Annotated in this window: 15 protein-coding genes and 1 pseudogene; 7 read left to right on the forward strand and 9 right to left on the reverse strand. The window is 62.3% G+C overall.

Translation table 11 applies throughout. The annotated features are described in order from the left end of the window. From IDH44_RS20755 to IDH44_RS20775, 5 genes and pseudogenes are all read right to left on the reverse strand, one after another. Positions 1–756 (reverse strand): annotated as a pseudogene (locus IDH44_RS20755) (spore surface glycoprotein BclB); the annotation flags it as partial. Positions 757–777: 21 nt separating this feature from the next. After that, positions 778–1,119, reverse strand: coding sequence for a hypothetical protein (locus tag IDH44_RS20760; protein WP_190920736.1), 342 nt, complete (start codon positions 1,117–1,119; stop codon positions 778–780). Then, positions 1,092–2,255 (reverse strand): glycosyltransferase, encoded by a 1,164-nt coding sequence (locus IDH44_RS20765; RefSeq protein ID WP_190920737.1) that lies wholly within the window; start codon positions 2,253–2,255, stop codon positions 1,092–1,094. The genes IDH44_RS20760 and IDH44_RS20765 overlap by 28 nt, the downstream gene beginning before the upstream one ends. A 29-nt stretch (positions 2,256–2,284) precedes the next feature. After that, positions 2,285–2,947, reverse strand: coding sequence for a hypothetical protein (locus tag IDH44_RS20770; protein ID WP_190920738.1), 663 nt, complete (start codon positions 2,945–2,947; stop codon positions 2,285–2,287). Between the two features lie 5 nt (positions 2,948–2,952). Beyond that, positions 2,953–3,279 (reverse strand): hypothetical protein, encoded by a 327-nt coding sequence (locus tag IDH44_RS20775; protein ID WP_190920739.1) that lies wholly within the window; start codon positions 3,277–3,279, stop codon positions 2,953–2,955. A gap of 225 nt (positions 3,280–3,504) precedes the next feature. Here IDH44_RS20775 and IDH44_RS20780 point away from each other — a divergent pair, with 225 nt between their 5' ends. Genes IDH44_RS20780 through IDH44_RS20795 form a run of 4 tightly spaced genes read left to right on the forward strand, consistent with a single transcriptional unit; the run spans position 3,505 to position 8,620 of the window. Next, positions 3,505–4,617: a glycosyltransferase gene (locus IDH44_RS20780; protein WP_190920740.1), complete on the forward strand. Its 1,113-nt coding sequence runs from the start codon at positions 3,505–3,507 to the stop codon at positions 4,615–4,617. Next, complete coding sequence (locus IDH44_RS20785; protein ID WP_190920741.1) at positions 4,614–6,203, forward strand: glycosyltransferase family 2 protein; 1,590 nt, start codon at positions 4,614–4,616, stop codon at positions 6,201–6,203. Before IDH44_RS20780 ends, IDH44_RS20785 begins: the two co-directional genes overlap by 4 nt. Before the next feature lie 15 nt (positions 6,204–6,218). Then, on the forward strand, positions 6,219–7,067 hold the full coding sequence (locus IDH44_RS20790) for a hypothetical protein (protein ID WP_190920742.1): 849 nt from the start codon (positions 6,219–6,221) through the stop codon (positions 7,065–7,067). Beyond that, positions 7,064–8,620 carry a methyltransferase domain-containing protein gene (locus IDH44_RS20795; RefSeq protein ID WP_190920743.1) on the forward strand — a complete coding sequence of 519 codons (1,557 nt, stop codon included), beginning with the start codon at positions 7,064–7,066 and terminating at the stop codon, positions 8,618–8,620. The genes IDH44_RS20790 and IDH44_RS20795 overlap by 4 nt, the downstream gene beginning before the upstream one ends. 13 nt (positions 8,621–8,633) lie before the next feature. Here IDH44_RS20795 and IDH44_RS20800 read toward each other — a convergent pair whose 3' ends face one another. Continuing rightward, positions 8,634–9,194, reverse strand: a complete 561-nt coding sequence (locus IDH44_RS20800) for a DUF309 domain-containing protein (RefSeq protein WP_190920744.1) — start codon at positions 9,192–9,194, stop codon at positions 8,634–8,636. 262 nt (positions 9,195–9,456) lie between these two features. On the opposite strand from IDH44_RS20800, the gene IDH44_RS20805 reads away from it, so the two are divergent. The 3 genes from IDH44_RS20805 to IDH44_RS20815 all read left to right on the forward strand — a co-directional run bounded on the left by IDH44_RS20805 (position 9,457) and on the right by IDH44_RS20815 (position 12,281). Next, on the forward strand, positions 9,457–9,903 hold the full coding sequence (locus tag IDH44_RS20805) for a hypothetical protein (RefSeq protein ID WP_190920745.1): 447 nt from the start codon (positions 9,457–9,459) through the stop codon (positions 9,901–9,903). Between the two features lie 2 nt (positions 9,904–9,905). Beyond that, the gene (locus IDH44_RS20810; protein ID WP_190920746.1) at positions 9,906–10,184 is read left to right on the forward strand and encodes a YxcD family protein; all 279 of its coding nucleotides are present in this window, start codon (positions 9,906–9,908) and stop codon (positions 10,182–10,184) included. A 192-nt stretch (positions 10,185–10,376) separates the two neighbouring features. Next, positions 10,377–12,281, forward strand: coding sequence for a glycosyl hydrolase family 18 protein (locus tag IDH44_RS20815; RefSeq protein WP_190920791.1), 1,905 nt, complete (start codon positions 10,377–10,379; stop codon positions 12,279–12,281). Between the two features lie 240 nt (positions 12,282–12,521). Here the strand turns inward: IDH44_RS20815 and IDH44_RS20820 are convergent, their stop codons facing one another. The 3 genes from IDH44_RS20820 to IDH44_RS20830 form a co-directional block, all read right to left on the reverse strand. Next, positions 12,522–13,859 carry a 6-phospho-beta-glucosidase gene (locus IDH44_RS20820; RefSeq protein WP_190920747.1) on the reverse strand — a complete coding sequence of 446 codons (1,338 nt, stop codon included), beginning with the start codon at positions 13,857–13,859 and terminating at the stop codon, positions 12,522–12,524. Between the two features lie 378 nt (positions 13,860–14,237). Next, positions 14,238–15,206, reverse strand: a complete 969-nt coding sequence (locus IDH44_RS20825; protein WP_190920748.1) for an N-acetylglucosamine kinase — start codon at positions 15,204–15,206, stop codon at positions 14,238–14,240. Between the two features lie 99 nt (positions 15,207–15,305). Continuing rightward, the gene (locus IDH44_RS20830; protein WP_190920749.1) at positions 15,306–16,175 is read right to left on the reverse strand and encodes a helix-turn-helix domain-containing protein; all 870 of its coding nucleotides are present in this window, start codon (positions 16,173–16,175) and stop codon (positions 15,306–15,308) included. Between the last annotated feature and the right edge of the window lie 2 nt (positions 16,176–16,177).

Consider the following 16,177-nt stretch of genomic DNA (forward strand, 5'->3'; position numbering starts at 1 on the left):
TCCCGTCGCTCCCGTCGCTCCTGCCGGTCCTGTCGCTCCGTCGGCTCCCGTCGCTCCGTCGGCTCCCGTCGCTCCCGTCGCTCCTGTCGCGCCCGCTGGCCCCGTCGCTCCTGTCGGGCCAAGAGCGCCTGGAGCATCGATCGTCACAATAGCCGAGCCCGGCGTCACAAAAATATCCAGCGTGCTCGTCTCGAATGTCAGATCCTCGCCCAAGGCAACAGTCGCAGTACCGGTCGGGCCGATTACGTTGAACAGCGCTTCTTCGGGATCAAACGTACCAGTTGGCCCGGTTGCGCCAGTGGCTCCTGCGGGTCCGGTAGCTCCGGTAGCTCCGGTCGCCCCGGTGTCCCCGGTCGGGCCTGTTGCCCCGGCGGCGCCGGTTGCCCCAGTCGCACCTGTTGGACCGGGCGGTCCGCCCGACGGCCCTGTCGGGCCAGTCGCTCCCGTCGGCCCGATCGAGATCGGGGTTGAGAGAATGCTCTCCAACTTTGTCTGGAGCAGCCATTCTTTTTTGGTCAGATCGCGAATCGTGTCTCTGACACTCGAATTGACGGTCAGGATATCGCTGATCGTCGCAGCCGGACCTGACAGCCCGGGCAGCGTGCCCAACACGTATTGCAGCTTTTCTCCTTCGGCGTTGATAATATGGCTGAGTCCCAGTTCCTCCAGTGCGATCGAGGAGAGCAACAGATTGACGGCGTCATCCCTCGTGATCGTTATGACCGGGGTGATATTGGGGATGTTCGATTGTGACATCGATAACCTCCTGTTCGTTGGCTAGACCAGTCCGCCTTTTCCCGGCGTATGATTTCCCTCATGCAACAGCTCCAACACATGCTCGAATTTCATATAAAGTAATATTTCCTTCAGCACGACATCTTGCAGCGTTTTGCGAACCGAGGCGTTTACCGCCAGCAATTGATCATGTCTGAGTGCCGCCGGACCCGTCGTTCTGGTATCAAGCGTGCCCAATACAAACTGCAGCTTCTCAGCTTCGGCATTCATGATATGCGCGAGCGCCATTTCTTCCAGCGCGATGGAAGAAAGCAGCATCGTCGCGCTCTCGTCTCTCGTTACGGATATTATCGGGGTTATGTTCGGAATATTGGCTTGCGACATCCAGCCCCACCTCCATCAGTCGATGATCGCTCTCCCGACTCCAGGCGGGCGAGCGCTTCCTCAAGCTGCGGATAACCGTCCAGAGCACGTATATAAGCCCTTCTGGCCGCATCCGACTCGCCGCTATGCTCATGACAGAGTCCGATGTAATATTCCGCCAGGAAGCTGCCAGCACCCGCTGTCGTCAGGTGAACCGAATACCCCTCGCCCAATCGAAGACAAGTCTCAAAAGCCGCGAGCGCTGCTGCACTGTCTCCGCGCGCGAGTTGAACGATCCCGCAGTAAAAATGAAGATCGACATAGTCGGGATAGAGCTCGATCGCACGCTCAATCGCCGGCCACACGCTTCTCCAACTCCCCGATTCGAGCAGAGAGGCGTATTTCAACTTGTATAGCAAAGACGGCGGGATCTGCCCGAGGCTCAAAAAACCACGCATCGCGGCATTCACTTGTTCGAATGCGCTCCGATAATCGCCCACACGATACAGCTCTCCCGCCAGATGAAAGTCGATCCAGGGATCGTCGTTCCTCCTTTCCTTCTCGCCGCGCAGCAACGCCATGTTCCGTAGATGTTTTTGCTTGCCGGTCACTGCTTCGTCCATATAGCCGAAATGATGGACGCGGACCTCGGCCTCGCCGACCCGGATGTCGCCGGGCATCACCTCCCCGAAATCCAGTTGCTCGTGAATCCGGCCTTTGAACCGCAACCCGAGTCCGTTGCGCAATAGCCGATGGTGAAGCAGCTTGTGCGCGCGGTACGGGTCAGGCGGCTGAGCCCCATAATAGTTAATCAGCTCGACGAGCATGACGGTCTCCTCGCTTGTTCGCAGTGCATCGCGCAGCCGCGCGCAATCTTCGACCTGCAAGGTCTCGTCTGCATCAAGCCATAGCACCCATCGCCCGCTCGCCTCCTTCAGCCCGTGATTGCGTGCCTCTGCGAAGTTGTTTTGCCAGGGAAAGTGCAGCACTTTGGCACCGGCTGCCGCGCACATTTGCGGTGTGCGGTCCGTCGACCCCGTATCGACGACGATCATCTCATCCACTGCCGCTCTGGCGCTTTTCAGACACCTGGCGATCGTCGCCTCTTCGTTTTTTACGATCATGCACAGTGACAGCAGCCGTTCTTGAGCTTTCACGCCACACCTCCACAGAGTTCCGCCTTCTGTTACTCCCGTTTTTTCGAGCTGCGGCGCCGGGGCTTGCGGAGCTTGGCGCCTTTCCCGGTGAGCCGCACCGCCTCATCGGCGGCCCGATCGGCGCGCTCATATGCGCGCCGGGGCCGACCCGCGCCGTTCGAATTGCGCCGCGGACGCCAGACCGCGCTTTTTGTTGCAACCGGCGTCCAGATCCGCGCCGGGGCCGGCGACGCCGATGTTTTGACTGCTGCGCCCTGCAGATCCGTCGCCTTGCGATACACACGGCGTTTTGTGGGCCCGCGCAGTGGGATTGTGCGAAGTGCGCGCATATCCGGATCGCGATCGGGACGCTTGCCGGCTGCGATGAGCACGCGCTGCAATTCCAAGCCCAAGCCCCGTGCCCGACGCGCATCGGCAGCACGCGCGCGCAGCACATCATCGGCTCGGTTCGAAGCCGCATAGGCTGCACGGCAATGCTCGTTTTTACGTGCGTAGTCCTCCAGCAGCCGCTCTAGCGGTTGCTGGAGTTGGCGCACCCGATGGCCGGCGTTGCGCGGCAATCTGACTTCCATGCCGCGCAAAAGGTCTGTTAGCGCGCGCATATAATGAAGGTACGCCTCGTACACGTCCGGCCACACCTGTTCGTCCAGATGCTCGATCTCCGCCAGCCAATCATCCTGCCGCGCCGCCATGCCCGCTACTCCTCTTCCTCGCAGTGATGTTCGTGGCCATGCGGCTCGCAGAGCTCCAGCGCGGCCTCCAGCTTGCGCAGCAGCAGCCACTCCTTCATGACGATCACATCAAGCAGCTTGAAGGTCTGATTGCCAATCTTCATCATTTCCACCGTGGAAGGATGGGAAGGAAATTGCAATCGCTCACCTACGAACGCCTGGATCTTCTCCGCCTCCGCATTCATCAGGTGAGAGAGTGCGGTCTCTTCCATCGCGATCGACTTGAGCAGATCGATGGCGACCTCGTGTCGGCTAGGCCGGTGGAGCTCCTCCGGTATATTGGGCATGCTCATGGACTGGGGCCTCCTTAGCTCATACTCTGCTTGGATGGACTTACGCGGGAATTCCCTGATTATCACTTCTAGCTATACGTACGGCGCACCAATTCGCATTATGCATGTCCGCTATATTTTTCGAATTCAGATTGTGGACTTCGCCTTCAATCTGTCATGTTGACAGCCGCGCTGAATATATATCGGGTAAGACAGCACCATGAAAGGATGGGGGAGCCAATAGCAGTGATAAGCATTAGCCTGTGCATGATTGTCAAAAACGAAGAGGCCGTGCTGGAACGTTGCCTGTCGTCGGTTAAGGAGGCCGTAGACGAGATCATCGTGGTCGATACGGGGTCCGGGGATCGTACCAAAACGATTGCCGAGCAGCATGGCGCCCACGTGTACGACTTTGAATGGATCGACGATTTTGCCGCCGCGCGCAACACCGCCTTTGCCAAAGCGACCTCTACATACATCCTGTGGCTGGACGCGGACGACGTGCTCGAAGCGGACGACCTCGCCAAGCTACAGTCGCTCAAACGCACGCTCGATCCATCCGTCGACTCGGTCACGATGCGCTACGATCTGAGTCACGACGAATTCGGCAATGTCACCTTCAGCCTGCGTCGCAACCGGCTGGTGAAGCGTAGCCGCGGCTTCCGCTGGATCGGCGCGGTGCACGAGTATCTGGAGGTCGGCGGCCACATTATCAATAGCGATATCGCCGTCAAGCACCGCAGCGCCGGCAAGGAGAAGGATCCCGGCCGTAATCTTAAGATTTATGAGCGCCGGCTCGTAAAGGGCGACGCCCTCACGCCCCGCGATCAATACTACTATGCCAATGAGTTGAAGGATCACGGCAGGCACAGCGAGGCCATCTCCTATTACGACCGCTTCATCGGCGGCGGAGCGGGCTGGATCGAGGATGTCATTTCGGCATGCGGCAAGCTCGCCGACTGTTATCATGCGCTGGGGGACCGGCAGGCTGAGCTGGAGGCGTCGCTGCGCGCCTTGCAATACGGCGCGCCGCGCGCCGAATTTTGCTGTCGCATCGGCTACGCCTTCATGCAGCGCAAGGACTACGAGGCCGCGAGCGTCTGGTACCGACTGGCGACCACGCTCGTGCCGCCCGCCGAGCACCTGGGCTTTCACAATCCTGCCTGCCACACCTGGCTCCCGCGCCTGCAACTGGCCGTCTGTCTGGACCGGCTCGGACGAATCGCGGAGGCCAGTGTCTGGAACGAGCAGGCGCTGAGCTATCGGCCCGAGGACGCGGCGATGCTCGGCAACCGGACTTACTTCCTCAAGCGGCTGCAAGAGGAAGAAGCCGCGGCCGCTAGCGGCGGGCAGTCATGACCGAGCGGCGGCTGCGCATCCTCGTCGGCAGTCCGGTCTGCCAGAAGCCGCAGATTCTCGCCCGTTTCCTGACCGGGCTGGCGCGGCTGCGCCAGCAGCGCGTCGCGCTCGATTTTTATCTGATCGACGACAATGAGGACCCCGCGTCGAGCGAGCAGTTGCAGGCATTCGCGCGCGCACAGGAGCGCGCTTCCATACTGCCTGCCGCCAGACAAGACCGCTACGTTCGCGATGAGCACACCCACTACTGGAATGAGCGGCTCGTCTGGAAGGTCGCGGCCTTCAAGGATGCCATCATCGCGCGCGCGCGCGAGCTGGATTACGATCATCTGCTGCTGATCGACTCCGATCTGCTGCTGCATCCCGATGCCGTCGAACGGCTGGCGGATACGGGCAAGGCGATCATATCCGAGCTGTTCTGGACGCGCTGGCAGCCGGATGCACAGCCGCAGCCGCAGGTCTGGCTGCAAGACGAATATACGCAGTGGGAGCAGCAGCGCGGCGAGACGCTGACCGCCGAGGAGCAGGGCGCGCGCTATGCCGAATTTATTGCCAGGCTCAATCAGCCCGGCGTCTATCCGGTCGGCGGACTCGGGGCTTGTACCCTGATCAGCCGCGGCGCGCTCCAAGCAGGCGTCAGCTTCAGGATGATTCCGAATCTGTCATTCTGGGGAGAAGATCGGCACTTCTGCATTCGCGCGGCGGCGCTCGGCCTGGAACTGTACGTAGATACCCGGGCCCCCGCCTATCATATCTATCGCGACAGCGATCTGGAAGGGGCCGACGATTATCTGCAACGTACGGAGGCTTCCGGTGGAGCAGATTCGGCGGACACGGCCGGGAGTATCCTCCGCCCCTCCTTGATCCGTGAGCGCCCGACACTCACGCTGTCGATGATCGTGCGCGATGAATGCGGCCGCTATCTCGAGCGCGCGCTTGCGCGGCATCGCCGCTATGTCGATCAGGCGGTCATCATTGACGACGGCAGCTCGGACGAGACGGCGCGCTTATGCATGGAGGCGCTAGGCGAGGTGCCGGTCACTCTGATACGCAATACGAACTCCCGCTTCGCCGACGAAGTGCGGCTGCGGCAGCAACAGTGGCAGGCCACCGTACGCGCCGGACCCGGATGGATGCTTAATCTGGATGCCGACGAATGGTTCGAGGACCGCTTTGCGGACGAGATACGCGCGATGCTGCTGCGTGACGACGTCGATCTGTACTGCTTCCGCTTGTATGACATGTGGAGCGAGACGCACTACCGGGAGGATGCATGCTGGCAGGCCCATCGGAGCTATCGTCCCTTCCTGCTGCGTCATCGGCCGGCATTCGACTATCGCTGGAAGGAGACGGCCCAGCACTGCGGCCGCTTCCCGGACAATATCTTCGAGCTGCCGCACGCGCTCTCCGAGCTGCGTCTCAAGCATTACGGCTGGGCGCGTGCAGCGGACCGCGAGGCCAAGGCCGCACGCTACCAGGCACTTGATCCGCAAGCGCTCTTCGGCTGGCAGGCGCAATACGATTCCATCCTTGACGCGCAGCCGAATCTGCTGCCCTGGCAAGAAGAGCCGTCCGCCCTATTCTGAGGAGGTGAACCCGTCATGAAGGTCGTTCATACGCTGCCGCTCCTCATTCGCGAGCAACATCGGCAATTCGATCTGGAGATGGCGCTGTCCGCGCTGACAACGCTGGCCCGCTCAGGCGAGCGCCGCGTCGTGCTGTACAATCAGGGCAGTCTGCCCAATGAAGAGCTCGATGCCATCACCGTCGCCGCCGGCGTCGAAGCGGTCGTACTCGGCAGCGGCGTCAACATCGGCATCGCTCAGGCGCGCCAAGCCTGCTTCGACTACATCTGGTCGCACCTGCCGCAGACGGCCTATATCTCCGAGGTGCACGTCGACATGCTCTTCCCGCCGAGCTGGCATGCGCCGCTTATCGACTATCTCGAACGCAGCGGGGAGCCGATGGCTTGCCCCGGCATCCTGACCGCGAGCGGAGAGCTGCAGCCGCTCGGCGAATGGATCCCGCCGCCCCCGGATGCCCCGGCGATACTCGAGCGGCTGGCGGAGCTGCCCCGCAGCGGCGTGCGAGCGGGCTTCGTGCACCCCGTCATTCATCGTGCGGCTGCGCTGCGCGCGGTCGGCGGTTATCCGGTGCGAGAGATGCCAGGCAAGCAAGGCTACGAGGATGACGCCCTGCTGCTTGCCTACCATTATTACATGGGCACGCGCGTCGATTGGCGGCCCGTCTGCGTGCTCGGCAGTTGGGTCTATCATGCGACGATGGCGCAGCGGATGTCGCTGCCGGGCAAGGAAGCGGAATTTCAGGTCAACGAGCGGGCGCTCGTACGCCAGTACGGCGTGCAGGGACTACGCCGACTCGAGCATATTCACGGGCGCCCCGCGGCATTCGCGCATCTGGGCGACCCGGATCGGGGGAATGAAGGTTGACAAGTGCACAAGCGCAAAAAGAAGTGTGGGATCGGCTTTGGTCCAATGGAGTCAATTACAGCTGGGACGCGCTGAGTCAGACGATCTACGACAAGTTGCAAGCTATCGTCGGAGAGCCGGAAGGACGAAGCTTCCTGGAAGCGGGATCAGGGACCGGCAAAATCTCGCTAAGACTCGGACGCGAGGGCGCAACTGTGTTGCTCGTCGATTATTCCGAGCAGGCGATCGACAATAGCCGCGGCGCCTTCGCGCGCGCCGGCGTGCGGGCATCCTTCGTGCAATCGGATATCCGCAGCATTCCACTGCCGGACGCAGCCGTCGACGTCGCCTGGAATGCCGGCGTGCTGGAGCATTTCGACGACACCGAGAAGGTCAGGATTGTACGGGAGATGGCCCGCGTGACCAAGCCCGGCGGTCACGTGATCATCCTGACGCCCTGCGCCGCGTGCCTGCCGTACCGGATCGGCAAAGCCTATGCCGAGCAGCAGGGCAGCTGGCCTTACGGCATCGAGAATCCCGTCGCCTCGCTCGGCGACGTATGTGCAGCCGGCGGCGTGGAGCTGATCGAGGAATCCAGCATCGGCTTTACCGACGGACTGGCTTTTCTCGACTTTATCGGCGGCGCTCAGCCGGTCAAGCAGGCGTTACAGGAATGGTATGCCGAGCTGTCGGAGGAAGAGCGGTCCGCCTTCCCGGGCTACCTGCTCGTGAGTGCGGCGCGCACGCCGATCGCCGCGGAGCGAGCTGACGAACCGTCGGCTGCGACGGAGCAAGCGCCGAGGCCGGACGCGAAGACGCAAAGGGCGGATGAGCCGATCGCAGAGGGCTCCTCCCTGCCAGATCAGACTGCGGCTTCGCGCGCCGAGGCCGCCCTACGCGGGCTCGCTCTCAGCGAAGCGCTGGAGCGCCTGCGGGAGGTGCAGGAGACGTTGAGCCGTTACCATAAAGCGCGCGCGGGGGGCAGTCACTACCTGGAGGCCTATCGCGAGCAGGAAGCTTCATACTGGCTGCCGCTGCTCCCGATCCTCGACGCCCTGCTCGCCCGTCCCGGCGCGCGCGTCCTGGACGTCGGCGCGGCCTACGGCACCTTGATCCTGTACAGCGCGCTGGCCGGCGCCTCCTGCCGCGCCGTCGATACGACCGACGCCTACTGGTCGCCGGAGCTGGAGCGCGAGCACGGGATCGGCTGGTCGCGCTGCAATATCGAGGCCGACGAGCTGCCGGGCGACGAGCCTTGTGACATCATCTTGTTCACCGAGGTGCTGGAGCAGCTGCGCTACAATCCGATTCCAGTCCTCCGCAAGCTGACGGATCGGCTGACGCCCGGCGGCAGTCTGCTCCTCTCGACGCCGTGGAAGCGATATTTCGCGCCGAATCAAGCGTCTCCCGACCTGCTCGAGATGCCGCTCTATTCCGCTGACACGCCGCCGGAGACGATAGGCAAATTCTACAGCAGCGACGAACTGTACGCCCTGGCCGGAGCGTGCGGCCTCGCTGTGCCGACCCTGCAGATCTACAACGGCCGCCTGTTGGCCTGGCTCAAAAAGGCGTAGCGCTGCAAAAAACCTAGTTCCGAATGGCACCAGGCCTGTCGTCTTGGCCGGACCGGCGTCGCGCCAGCGCCGCCTCGCGCGCAGCGATGACGTCGGTCCGGTCCCGCAGCGTATGCCGATGCACAAGCGCGACATCGTCAATCCGGCTCGGCAGCCCCCAGGAGGCCCGGATCTCGTCGCCGCGCGCCAGGCAACGGGCGACCAGGTCCGGATCGGCGAGCGGCAGATTAAGGTCTCGAAACGGACAGCTCCGGCCCCCTCCCTCCAGCTCGCGCGCGCGCCCGCGCACCATCTCTTGCAGACGTCCCCCGTCGAGGCCGAGACCGGCCAAGGCTTCCTGATCGAAGCCGCGCAGCGCCTGACGCAGCATCTTCAGCGCCCCCGATGCATTGCCGCGCCGATGATGATACTGCCCGACAGCCAGCTGAATGAGCGCCACCCACGTCCGGGCAAGCGGCGCCGCCGGGCCTTCTTCCTTCCAATGCTCCTCTAGCAGCTCATGACACTCGAAATAATCCCGAGTGGCGTGAAATTCTATTAAATAACGTACATAAGCCTCCGGATAATGCTTCACGTTCAATTCACCTCCACAGGCAGAAAGTTGGCGGGATGGGGCCGGCCGCACCCCTTTGCCTTACGGACATTTTTGTCCGTTACAATTCGCATGAGGCACAATCGGGGTTCTAACGGCCGTTTTTGTCCGTTGCGTTCAGCGTACAGCCGTGCGCATCGTGCTTCCATTTTCAAAAAAATTTGAAACCTACTTTCATACTAGACGTATTTGGAAAGGATGGCAATCCAGCCGTCGACAACGATGCAGGAGGAGAAGGAACGAAATGAAGAAATTAATGCTGTTCATCATGGGGGTTGCCCTGCTGTTCGTATTCATCGTCCCGGACGATGCCGATGCGCGACGCGGCGGCAGAGGCGGCGGCTTCAGCTCGCCGAAGCAAGGCATCACGAGCAATCCGAGCCGCTCTGCCGACTCGTCGCAGTCCAGCAGCGTCTCGAGCACGCGCAACACATCCGGCACCAACACCGCCGCCACCAGCGCCAACCGCGGCTTTTTCAGCGGCGGCAGCCTCATGAAGGGTCTGATGATCGGCGGCCTGGCCGGCATGCTGTTTGGCGGAATGTTCGCCGGCATGGGCGGACTTGGCGAATTCATGGGCCTGCTCGTCAACGTGCTCGCCATCTACCTGCTGTTCATCGCGATCCGCGGCATCATCCGCTACTTCCGCGATAATCGCGACAAGACGCACGATCAGCGGAGAACCTACTAAGCATGCGCATCTACATGGATGAGGTCATCAATGCGGTCTGCTATCATATGGCTGATCGCAAGGATGTGCCCCCGACCTCCGTCGAGGCGCAGCTGTCCTGGGACGAGGAGCTCGGCTTCACTGCGGAGGTATGGATACAAGGCCGCAGCCAGTATCTCGTCGAGGCCAACCTGCTGGAGGCCGTCGAGCAATATATGTACAAGCACTACAACCGGCGCGTCTTCCGCTCCCAGATCAAGCTCGGTCTGGACGACGAGATCTGGGCGGACATCGAGGACTGACCTTGTACGAGTACGACGCCATGATCTGCCCTATGATCTCCCGGACGGCGCCTCCCGCGCCGTCCGGTTTTTGCATGTCCTCTGTCAGCTACTGGCACATCCTGGAAGGGTTGTCCGCGCACCGCAACCTCTCGCTACCGATTGCGTCTAATCTAGCAGACCGTATCGCAGAGGAGAGTGATCGTGCACATCATGAGAAAAAGTTGGATATGGCCGCTGGCCGCGCTCCTGCTGCTGCAGGCCGCACTCGGCGTGCCCGCCGCCGCAGCGAGCAGCGGCATGACGCAATACCGCGTCTACCAGAATGACAACGCGCTACGCGAATTCGCTACGCGGGAGCAAGCCGTCCGCTATGCCGCTAGCTATGCTTATAGCCATGTGGAGCGGATCGCGGATCGCGCCTGGATCTGGGACAACCTGCCGCGCTACAAGGTGTACCAGAGCGGGAAGAGTCGGCCGCAGTGGGAATACGCGGAATACGCGGACGCGCTGGCCAAGGCCAGAACGCTCCGGGACGCGCACATTCGCGATCTCCAGCGCCCGGGCTGGGTCTATAGCAATCATACGCAATACCGTCTCTATCAAGGCGACAAGACGATGCCCGAGTGGGAATTCGCTGCGCTGGACGACGCCAAGGCCGAAGCGCAGCGCTGGAGCAACGCGCACATTATGAAGGTGTCTTCGAACAGCTGGATCTGGGACAATCTCAGCGAGACGCAGAAGGAAGCGCAGCGCAGCGGACCCGAGATCTACGAGCTGCGTCAGGACGGGAAGCCGGCCGGCGAGCGCTACAGCTTCCTGCTCGACGCGATTCGCGCCGCCGCCGGCGTCAAAAATAGCCAGGTCTACAACACCGTCAGCGGTGAGCAGGTTCATTCCAATGTCGCCCCATACCGGGTACTGCAGAACGGGCGCGAGATCCGCACCTTCTTCGGCCTGGACAATGCGGTGCAATACGCCAAGCGCTATGCCGGGGCGCAAATTGTGAGGGACGCGCAGGTATGGTGGACGAACATCCCGTATCTGCAGGTCAAGCAAGGCGACAAGTCGCTGCGCTACGTACATACGCGCGAAGCCGCAGTGGAGCTCGCCGCGCGCTACGCCGACAGCCGCGTGCTCACTGAGGACGGCCGCACGATCTGGAGCAATCTGAAAAAACTGCTGTATCTCGGCTGGAATGGCTCCTCGCGCAGCGACACGATTCGCGATCAGCTCGTCCGGACCCAGGGACTGGACATCGATTCGCCGACCTGGTTCGAGCTGGCGGCCGCCGACGGCTCCCTGCGGGATACCTCCGACGCCGAGCTCGCGCGCGAGCTGCGCGGACAAGGCATGCAGGTGATGCCGCTCGTGCACAATCAGTTCGACCCCGAGCTGACGGAGGCGTTCCTCGCGGACAAGGCGGCGCAAAAGCGCTTCGTCGACGCCTTGATCGAGCGCTTGACCGCCTTGCAAGCGGACGGTGTGAATCTCGACTTCGAGGCAATCAAAGCCGACGACCGTGCTCGCTATACGGCCTTCGTGGGCCGGCTCAGCGCCGCGGCCAGGCAAGCCGGCCTCACGCTGTCGATCGATCTGCCGCGCGGCAGCCTGTCCTGGAATCACAAGACCGCCTACGATCATACGGAACTTGCCGAGCTCGTTGATTATGTCGTGATCATGGCGTACGATCAATTCTACAAGGGCAGCGACTCGCCCGGCTCCGTATCGGGCCTGCAGTGGACCGAGGAAGGCGTCAAGCAGTTCCTCTCCTACGGCATTCCACGCAGCAAGCTGGTGCTGGGCATCCCCTACTACATGCGGGAGTGGCAGCTCGACGCGAGCGGTCAGCTGATCGGCAACCGTACGCTGCTGATGAAGGATCTGCCGGATCTGCTCGCATCTGTACAGGCCACCTCGCAATACGATCCGGTGTACGGGCAAGACAAGTACACGTACCAGCAAGGCGGCTCGACTTACGTCTTCTGGGCGGAGACGCCAGACACCGTGCTGGCGCGCATCGATATTGCCAAGCAGTACGATCTCGCCGGCGTCGCCGCCTGGCGGCTCGGCTACGAGCCCTCCAATCTGTGGACCTCGATGCTGCGAGAGAAATAAGAAAGGGCCTCCGTTCGTCGCAAGCCGCGACAACGGAGGCCTTTTTTGGGGTCCCACCCGAGCGCGGGTCAGCGTCAGATCGGTGCGGTTGGACCGGGTATGCGCGAGCAGGTGCAGATAGGCGCAGTTGGACATGGTTAGGCGCGAGCAGGTGCAGATAGGCGCAGTTGGACATGGTTAGGCGCATCTGGGCGCGGTTGAACGCGGGCGAATGGCGACTCTAGCGGACACCAGCGACGCTTAGCGGTCATTTGCGCCCGTTTCCAAGGCTATATCCCCGCAGAACTGCGGCAAATACGATCGGTTCGCGTCCAGCATTTCGTGCAGCAGCGCCTTGGCGACCGCCACGCTCGGCACGAGCGGGTGTGCCGCCATTGCCAGCAGCGCCACGTCTCGATCACCCGTGACCGCAGCTTCGACGGTCAGCGATTCGTACGCCTTCACCGCCTGCAGCAGGCCCTTGATCGATTCCGGCACGCGCTGCGGTCGCAGCGGCATCGGCCCCTGAGCGGCAACAACGCAATTGACCTCGATGCTCGCATCCGCAGGCAGGAAATCGAGCATCCCGTCGTTAGCCACATTGAGCGTCTGAATATCGCGGCGGTCCGTATAGAGCGCATGCATCAGCCGCACGGCCGCCTCGGAATAATATGCGCCGCCGCGTTGCTCGAGCTGGCGCGGCTTCTCCCGCAGCTGCGGATCACGGTATAGCTCGAACAGCTCCCGCTCGACCCGGCCGACGATGTCAGCGCGTGTCCCATCTGCGGCTAGCGCGGACTTCATGTCGGCGAGCATCTGGTCCCGCATGTAATAGTAACGCAGATAGTAGCTGGGGATCGCCCCAAGCGCACGCAGGAAGTCCGGGTCCCAGTCCAGTGCCTTCACATTGGCTGCGGTGTGGCTTGCCCCTCGGGCAATCAGCTCCTGCAGCTTGTCCTCGCCATTGACATACGCGGCCGTGACCCAGTGCAGATGATTGATGCCTACGAATTCCGGCAGCGTCTCTTTCTCGGCGACGCCGTATTCGGCGGCAAGCATCTTGGTGAAGGCGAGCGGCGAGTTGCACAGGCCGACGCTCTTGACGCGACTGTGCTTGTGCACCGCTTCGGTGACGATCCCCGCCGGATTGGTGAAGTTCAGCAGCCAGGCGTCAGGCGCCAGCTCCTCGATATCCCGGCAGATGTCCAGGATGACCGGCACGGTCCGCAGCGCCTTGAGCATGCCGCCCGGCCCGGTCGTCTCCTGGCCGATGACGTCGTGCGCAATCGGAATATGCTCGTCCTGACGGCGCGCCGCCAGCAATCCGACGCGCAGCTGTGTCGTGACGAAATCCGCACCGGCGATCGCCTCGCGCCGGTTAAGCGTCAGATGCACCTCCATCGGAACGCCGGCCTGCGCGACCATTCGGCGGGCCAGTTCCCCGACAATGTTCAGCTTGTCCTTGCCGGCTTCGATATCGACGAGCCACAGCTCGCGCACCGGCATGTCCGCGTACCGCTTGATCAGACCTTCCAGCAGCTCGGGCGTATAAGAGGACCCGCCCCCGATTACGGCTAGTTTCAACGCTTTCCGTTGCATGATAACTCCCGCCTTTCTTGTCTTGCCTTTCTTGTCTTGCCTTTCTTGTCTTGCCTTTCTTGTCTTGCCTGGATCGCCCTTCTGCGCCTGCCCGTTCCCATCAGGCGGGCAAACGGATGCACCTCAGCTAACGGTTGCCAGCGCGCTTATTTCGATCGATTTCAGGTGATTTCCAGGCTAGCGGTTGCCACAGCGCTTATTTGGCCACAATCGCGTTTTTTCGATGGATTTCAAGAAAATAAGACCTATGGCAACCGTTACAATTCAAGCGGCGCTTTTTTGGGCGCAATAGCCGCTGTGGCAACCGTTAGGTTCGTTGGCGGATGGTAAAGGGATAATGACGGTTTCAATCGCACCAAGTTATTCTGTAATGGACACTTACTCCACGGCAGCCGACTGCCGCAGCCGCTGCTCCAAGGCCTCGTCGACCTTCTCTCCCGCGCTCTCCAGCGCGCACAATGCCGCGCCGACGACCGGATCGGCCGTCAGCTTGACGACGCGGGCAGCCGGCGCGACTGCCGCCACGCCGGTGCGGATCGCCTCGACCATGTGCGGCGACCCGCCGCGCATCAGCACGCTGCCGATCAGCACGACATCGAAGGCCTCGTCCTGCATCCCGAGCCTGCGAATCAGCGCGCCTACGGCATTGGCATGCTCGGCGCCCTCGGCCTCCAGGACGGCGATGGCTGGCGGGTCGCCTTGCGCCGCCGCCTCGAACATCAGCTTGGCGAGCTCCGCCGGCGGCCGCACATCCCCGTCGAGCAGCGCATCGTACATCGCCTCCATCGTCGCATGACCGAGCGCATCCGGCACGAGCTCGCACAGCAGCGACGGCGCCTCTCGCCCCTGCCAGCTGCGAATCGCCGTCCGCAAGGCGTGATTGGCCAAGTCCTTGCCGGTGCCGAGACCGTCGCCGTATACGTAGCCGAATCCGCCATATTGCAGCTCCTCGCCATGCCGGTTGCGGGCGGCGGCATTGAAGCCCGTCCCGCTCACGATCGCCGCCCCGTAGGGCAGGCGCGTCCCGGCGCGCATGCCGATCATCGTATCGCACGCGATCGCATGTCGCCTGTAGCCGAGCGCGCCGACCAGCGGGCGCAGTACAGCATAGTCGGGCTCGCGGTCAGCCCCCGCAAGGCCGAAATACGCGTAGGCCACGTCGCTGCGCATCGCGCCGGCCTCGCGAAGCGCAGCCTCGCAAGCCTCGGCGATGCTCGCGCGCGCCAACTCGACCGAGAGCTGGTGATTGCCGCAGCCGCCGCGGCCGCGGCCGCGCACGGTTCCGGACGCATCGACCAGCAGCGCGTCGGTCTTGGTCCCGCCGGCGTCAATTCCCAAATACAACACCGCGCTCGCCTCCTTTACTATATTGTTTACAATATACAAAAAAACATCGCCGTTCTTGTAGAAAACGGCGGTGTTCTGATACAATCTTACGTTTCGAACTTACGATTCGGCGGATATGGCTCTGCGCAGCTCGGAGGGCGGCTTGCCCAGGTGCTGCTTGAAGAGCCGATTGAAATTGGATAAATTGCGAAAGCCGCAAGCCCCCGCAATATCAATCAGCTTGCGGTCGGTCGTCTCGATCAGCTCCACCGCTCGGGCCAGGCGCAGCTGGATCAAATAATCCATCGGCGAGGTGCCGACAAAGCGGACGAACAGAGCGCTCAAATGCGACGGACTCAGATGCGCCGCCTCCGCCAGCGCAGCCAACGTCCACGGCCGACTCGGCTGCTCCTCCATCAGACGCAGCAGCTCGCGGATCGTCTCCATCCCCTTCGTCCGCGGCTGCTCACGCCCCTCCCCGCTGCCAAAAGTGCGGCCGGCATACGCGAAGAGGCGTACCAGCTGCGCACGAATCACCGCTTCGTAATGCAGCTCGCGCGCCTCATACTCCCGCTTGATATCGCAGACGAGCTCCATCAGACGCGCATGGGCCGGGTGGCCCGGCCGGATCACGTGCCCGAGTCGGCTGCCCAGCTCGCGCAGCGGCAGCAGCAGCTCGGGATCATAGCGCTGCTCCAGGCTGAGATAGGCCGGTTGCACCATGACGATATCCATGACCAGCCCCTCCGTCTCGAATGCGCGATGCAGGTCGTTGGCATTGATCAGCACGAGATCGCCTTCGTCAAAGTCGTACCGCACGCCGTTGATTAAATAATAGCCGCTCCCGGCGGCAATTGCGTTGATCTCCAGCGCCGTATGGCGGTGCAGCCGCTGAAAAGGCGGGCTCACGCCCGCAGTACGCGCGACCAGGATCGGCAGCCCCTGCGGCAGGTCCAAATGATCCCGCAAAGGATCGGAAAAAAACGGCATAA

It is taken from the genome of Paenibacillus sabuli, from assembly GCF_014705605.1.
Lineage (GTDB): Bacteria > Bacillota > Bacilli > Paenibacillales > Paenibacillaceae > Paenibacillus_D > Paenibacillus_D sabuli.